At 40.1% G+C, this 5,851-nt stretch carries 4 protein-coding genes and 1 pseudogene; 2 read left to right on the plus strand and 3 right to left on the minus strand.

Annotated elements, in window-relative coordinates; genetic code table 11:
* Nucleotides 1-284: 284 nt before the first annotated feature.
* The 3 genes and pseudogenes from recD2 to rnhC all read right to left on the minus strand — a co-directional run.
* Nucleotides 285-2,495 (minus strand): annotated as a pseudogene (gene recD2 / locus STRDD10_RS03680) (SF1B family DNA helicase RecD2); the annotation flags it as partial.
* A gap of 57 nt (nt 2,496-2,552) precedes the next feature.
* The gene (gene lepB / locus STRDD10_RS03685) at nt 2,553-3,161 is read right to left on the minus strand and encodes a signal peptidase I (protein WP_067193223.1); all 609 of its coding nucleotides are present in this window, start codon (nt 3,159-3,161) and stop codon (nt 2,553-2,555) included.
* Entirely contained in the window at nt 3,158-4,057 is a 900-nt protein-coding gene (gene rnhC, locus STRDD10_RS03690) for a ribonuclease HIII (protein ID WP_067193225.1), read from the minus strand. The genes lepB and rnhC overlap by 4 nt, the downstream gene beginning before the upstream one ends.
* A gap of 107 nt (nt 4,058-4,164) precedes the next feature.
* Here rnhC and STRDD10_RS03695 point away from each other — a divergent pair, with 107 nt between their 5' ends.
* Both STRDD10_RS03695 and STRDD10_RS10795 read left to right on the plus strand, forming a co-directional pair.
* A complete protein-coding gene (locus STRDD10_RS03695) occupies nt 4,165-5,016 on the plus strand; it encodes a helix-turn-helix domain-containing protein (RefSeq protein ID WP_067193227.1) in 852 nt (283 codons plus the stop codon).
* A gap of 261 nt (nt 5,017-5,277) precedes the next feature.
* On the plus strand, nt 5,278-5,433 hold the full coding sequence (locus STRDD10_RS10795; RefSeq protein WP_156468582.1) for a hypothetical protein: 156 nt from the start codon (nt 5,278-5,280) through the stop codon (nt 5,431-5,433).
* The last annotated feature ends 418 nt before the right edge of the window (nt 5,434-5,851 follow it).

Here is a 5,851-nt window from a genome sequence, read left to right on the forward strand (position 1 = left end):
TAACGTAATACTCAAAAAAACTCTAAGATTGCTGCCTATGGATTATCCATTGGAGAATGATAGAGTTTCTATTATGTTTATTTAAAAAATTCAGCAATATCTGTTTCTTCTATCCCAATCATAGGATTGATCTGATTCCAATTTTCTTTAGAAAGTAGATAGTTTTTCACATCCTTTTCCACAAAGTTTTCGGTGTTATCCACAGCGATAACAGGGTGATTCACATCTTTATCCACATCTTCTGTGGATAAATTTTGAAAATCTGTGGATTGGGGCTGCTTGTTTTCTTCAAACCGTTCAATTAGATACGTTTTTCGAGAAGTTCCTGTATTTTGTGTGGCAAAGTCAAATGCCTGGTACTCCCCAAGAAGAATCAGCTTACTCTTAGCACGGGTGATTGCTGTATAAATGAGATTGCGCTGGAGCATCCGACGACTACTAGAAGTTATGGGGAGAATTACTACTGGAAACTCACTTCCTTGTGATTTGTGAATACTCATAGCGTAGGCAAGGCGGATTTTATACCATTCATTACGAGGGTAACGAATCTCGCCTCCGTCAAAGTTAAGTAAGAGTTCGTCTTGCTTAGAATCGGTATATTTGGCAGGTGTTAGTTCAGTAATATAGCCTAAATCTCCGTTAAAAACATTGCTTTCTGTATCGTTAACCAGGTGAATAACTTTATCTCCTTCACGATAGGTTGTCTCGTTAAAAGTAAAGCTTAGCTGCTCTTTGATAGCTGGGTTAATGAGTTCTTGCATAAGATGGTTGATATTGTCAATTCCGGCTTGTCCACGATACATGGGAGCTAGAACTTGTACATCCTGAGCTGCGATACCACTGCGAATGGCTGCACCAGCTATTCTTTCAATCATTTGAGGGATGTGTTCGCTTCTTGTTTCGAAATAAGAACGATCTGCTTTTTTGGCGGTAAAGTCAGCCGGAAGCAGTCCTTGACGGATCTGACTTGCTAACATAACGATGGTGGAGTCTTCACTCTGTCGATAGATTTTTTCTAACTTGACCTGAGGGAGACAGCTTACGTGAAGCAAATCAGCTAAAACTTGACCAGGGCTGACTGAGGGTAGCTGATCTGCATCTCCGACGATAAGGATTTGACTATTAGAAGAGATATTTTGTAGGAGTTGGTTGGCTAACCAGGTATCTACCATGGAAAATTCATCTATTATGATCAGATCCGCATCTAGATAATCACTGAGGTTACTAACCTCATCATCTCCAGTCATACCTAGATGCCTGTGGATAGTGGCACTGGGAAGTCCTGTTAGTTCATTCATCCTCCTTGCTGCTCGTCCAGTAGGTGCTGCAAGGAGAATAGGAAGCTCTGACTTTTTGCGTAAGTCCAGCTTGTGTAGAGCGGCATAGACAGCGATAAAACCATTAATAACAGTTGTTTTTCCGGTACCAGGACCTCCTGTTAAGATAAAGACTTTGTTATTAATAGCATTGCAGATGGCTTCCTTTTGGATGGTATCATAAGAGATTCCAAACTCGTCTTCGACCTCTGCGATTAGATCCAAAATCTGTTTCACAGGGTACATCTGTTGCTGTCCCTTCTCTAGGATTCGTATAAGGTTAGTTCGAATTCCTTCTTCTGCAAAAAAGAGGCTATTGTCAAAAATTTTCGTATCGACGTTTTGTACTCTATCATCTTGAATGAGGAGCCCCAACTCTTGAGCTACTGCTTCAGGAGCTAGTTCAACAGGGCGAGCCGTTTCGAGCAAGTTGATACAATACTCTAATAAATCTCTAGCTTCTACATAAGTATCGCCTCGCTCCATGGAAAGGCTAAAGAGACTATGGATGAGTCCTGCACGATAGCGAGCAGGGGCAATAGCTTCAATGCCTAAACTTTCAGCAATTTGATCAGCAATTTTAAAGCCGAGCCCTTGGATGTCTTCAACTAACTGATAGGGGTTACTTTCGATAATCTCCAAAGTTTCCTCTTTGTAGAAATCTTGGATTTGAAAGGCTAAGCGATTGGGAATGCCGTATTCAGCAAGTTGGGAGAGAATGAGTTCTGTTCCATAATTTGTTCGCAGAGTGCTGATAAAAGCCTCCCGATTTGTCGATGATAAGCCTGATATACTTTGGAGTTTTTCGGGTTTCGCTAAAATCTGATTGATAGTATCTTCTTCACCGTAGAGGTCAATGATCTTTTGAGCAGTTTTGCGTCCAATTCCTTTGAAGTGCTCACTAGAAAAGTATTTTACCAAACCTTGACTACTAGGTTTTTCTTTTTCATAACGTACAATCTTAAGTTGTTTGCCATATTTTGGATGTTGAACTAGCTCTCCCCAGAAAGTATAGTTTTCTCCTTCTAGAACATCAGCAATAGTCCCTGTTACAATGATATCTAGATCATCATAGTCATCGGCATTGGTAGCCGATATTTCAAGGAGCAAAATTCTGAAAAAATTACTAGGATTTTCAAAAATAATCCGTTCAATAGTACCTGTAAAGTAAAATTCCATAGTATCCCTTCATATGAAAAGCACCAGTTAGTTTACCTGGTGCCTGTGTTTAGCTAGTTAATCAACCTGTCCAATGCGGTTAAAAGGCCAGAAGCGGAAGATGACTTCGCCTGTAATTTGGTCTTTTTTGAAGGTACCGACTTGACGACTATCTTTTGAAACCAGACGATCATCACCTAAGAGGAGGTATTCACCTTCTGGAACGGTAATGGTAAAGTTGGTGTCCCAGTTGTCATTAACTGTAAAGGCCAGTGCCTGTTGAGCACGGAGCTGGAAGTTTTGGCTGTAAGAATAGGTTTCCTGGAGTTTATCTTTTTGAAAGAGGGCAATATACTCTTTCAAGTATGGTTCTTCGGTTTCTTTTCCGTTAATATAGAGTTTATCATTGTCATAGCGAATGGTATCACCCGGCATGCCGACGACACGTTTGACAATGGCTTTTTTTGTACCATCTTCCTCTTCTTCAGCTACAACGATATCAAAGCGATTGATTGGGGAGATTTTACTGATGATGAGGTTTTCGCCATCAGCTAAGGTGGGATCCATTGAGTGACCGTCAACACGGACAGAGCCCCAGATAAATAGTCGTGATAAGGCAATCAGAATGAGGAAGAGAATGAAAAATCCCCATTCGTTCATAAATCGTTTCCAATAATTTTTATTCATTTTACTTTCCTTGCTAACATTTGTGCTTTTTGAGTATTTTTAAAATGAAGTTTTGCAGTGTGTCTAAGTGTCTCCATGCCGTAAGTTTTGAGGATGCGACTGGCTACTTGGTCACTTTTTGAACCAGCTCCACTTGGTAAAGTCATCCCCACCTCCTGGCCTAGTTTAGCTAGATTATCTAAAAACATACTGCGCGCGATGATGGAGCTGACTGCTACCGCCAGATATTTTCCCTCAGCTTTCTCTTCTAAAGTCACAGGGTTGGAAAAATGGTTACTTTCATTTTTCAGATATTTTTGATAATTTTTTTCTGTTGTGAAGGCATCAATGATAATTTTTTTAGGTTGGACACCTTGTTTCAGTAGTAAATATAGGGCTTGGTTATGTAGAGCTACCTTGACAGAGACTGCATTATAGCCTTGCTCAATCACTTCATTATATTTTTTTGGTGTTAATAGTAGCGCTTGGTGAGCGATTTTTTCCTGCAAGATAGGAGTGAGTTGCTGAATCCGCTGATCAGTCATATTTTTGGAGTCGTCTACTCCTAACTGTCGGAGATAGTCGTGCTGATCAGGGGTGACAAATGATGCCACCACGGTCAATCCTCCAAAGTAGGAACCGTTGCCGACCTCATCTGATCCCATCAGCGACATGTTCTGTCCTGCTGGACTATAGCTTGTGCGTGGGCTTTCACTATATCCCAGCTCAGTCGCATAGCGCACTGCGTCTTCGCCTTGGATGACCACTTTTCCTGACGTATAAACGCTGATAGTCGCCCCCGCTGGTTTTAGAAAATACTGGATATAAGGATTTCTACTGGGAAGGAGACTCTCTTGATACCGCTTGATTAAGCTAGTCACCAACTCTTTCTGCGGTGTTAAACTAATGGTTTCCATTCCCTTATTTTACCATAAATTCGAAAAATCGTCTGATATTTATATAAAGAATTTTATTTGTTAGGGAATTTTGCTATACTAATTATAGAAGTTTACGGAGGTAGGTTGTGGATTTGCAAAGATTGTTTCCCCAGGGGCGCTGGGTGGAGAGTCGTGTGACAGGTGGGGGTACTTACTGTTTTCCCTTAGAGTCGGGTTTCTGGTTGGTAGATCGATCCAGTTTGACTGAGCGGGAGCATGCTTTGGCTGATTTGATTGAACCGACTGAAAAAAGCCCGCTTTATGGACATCCTTTGTATGATTTTCTAGAGCTGCGTGGGCCCCAGCCTAACCTTCAGGTCAAGGCTGTTCAGTTTGTTCATTTGCATATTCGCCAGACTAGTTTGGAGAATATGGGGGAGCTTTTGGATATGTTGCAGTTCTTTTTCTCAAACTATTTAACTCATTTTCAGGCTAATCACAAAGATTATGTCTTAGTTTTGGATCAGACTCGATTTACAGAAGTTACCGAGATTTTGGAAGACACCCTATCAGCTATGGAGTTTGATTTTGACAGTCAGTTGAGTTTTTTGGTGGGCAATGTCTTGACCAGTAAACAGAGTGGTGATTGGCCAGGGATTTTTCAGTTAGAGCGCCAGCTATTTTCCAAATGGAATGCCCAGTTTAGCCGTTCTGCTTGCTTGAGCTTTAGTCGGATCTACCTGTGGTGGCAGCGTCGAGAGCCTGTTTTTGCCAGCTACCTCAGCCAGTTGATTCAGAACCAAGAGGGGTTGACCGATATTATCTTAGCTATCTGGCAAGAAAGTGCTGTGCTGACCAAAGCAGCGCAGAAACTCTATATCCATCGGAACACCCTCCAGTATCGGTTGGAAAAATTTCATGAAGCCACAGGACTGTCCCTGAAAAACATGGACGACTTGGCACTGTGTTACCTGACTGTTATGGGACAAGCTTTTTAAACGAGATTCTGCACAATTTAATCAAGACCAGTAAAATACGTTTCAACTAAAACGGCAAATAAAACATATAAATTCTTTATTTTCCTTTATCGGTGTTGTATAATAATATATGGATAGAGATATATGAAACTAGAAAGGAATAAAGATCGGAAAACTATATCGTTTCTGTACTGCTAACAAGCAGTAATACTGAATTTTAATTAAAGCACTGTGAGTTTAGTATTGGTGATATTCATGCCTATAATCGAAAGGAGTATCGTCATGAGAAAAATAACAAAATGCTTGGCTCTTGCTTTATGGATTGTGACTGCTATTCGAGCCGTTATAAATAGAAGATATACTGGAAACATAAGCATTCAATGGGGAACTTACACTTATCCTAGTGTGGTTATTGACCACTCAGGACTGTGTGGGTAGGTAGGATTCATGTTAAAACTAAAACGACATCAACGTATGTTTTGGTTGGCATTTTTAATCGGTTTTTTACTGTATTTTATTTTCCAGTATGTTTCTCATAAATAGCAGTATCCCCTCTTGATTCTTGTCAAGAGGGGTGATTTATATCGAAAAAAGCTTATTATTTATATTCATCACGATCTTTAATGAAATCTAAAGAAATAGACGAGTTCAAACAAAAGTCGGAAGTGGAATGAAGATAACAGTCAAAACAGAAGTGAAAATCTATCTAAAAAACAGCCGAATAATCCTTTTTTCCCTTGTTTTTCTGTGACTGCAAGCCTGATTTCCAATTTAAAAACAAATTTATCACGATCCAAAAATCAAGTGGAACAGCTATAATGGTAAGGACAAGGTTAATAGTTTAAACTAATACTCA

It is taken from the genome of Streptococcus sp. DD10 (genome assembly GCF_001578805.1).
Taxonomy (GTDB): Bacteria; Bacillota; Bacilli; order Lactobacillales; family Streptococcaceae; genus Streptococcus.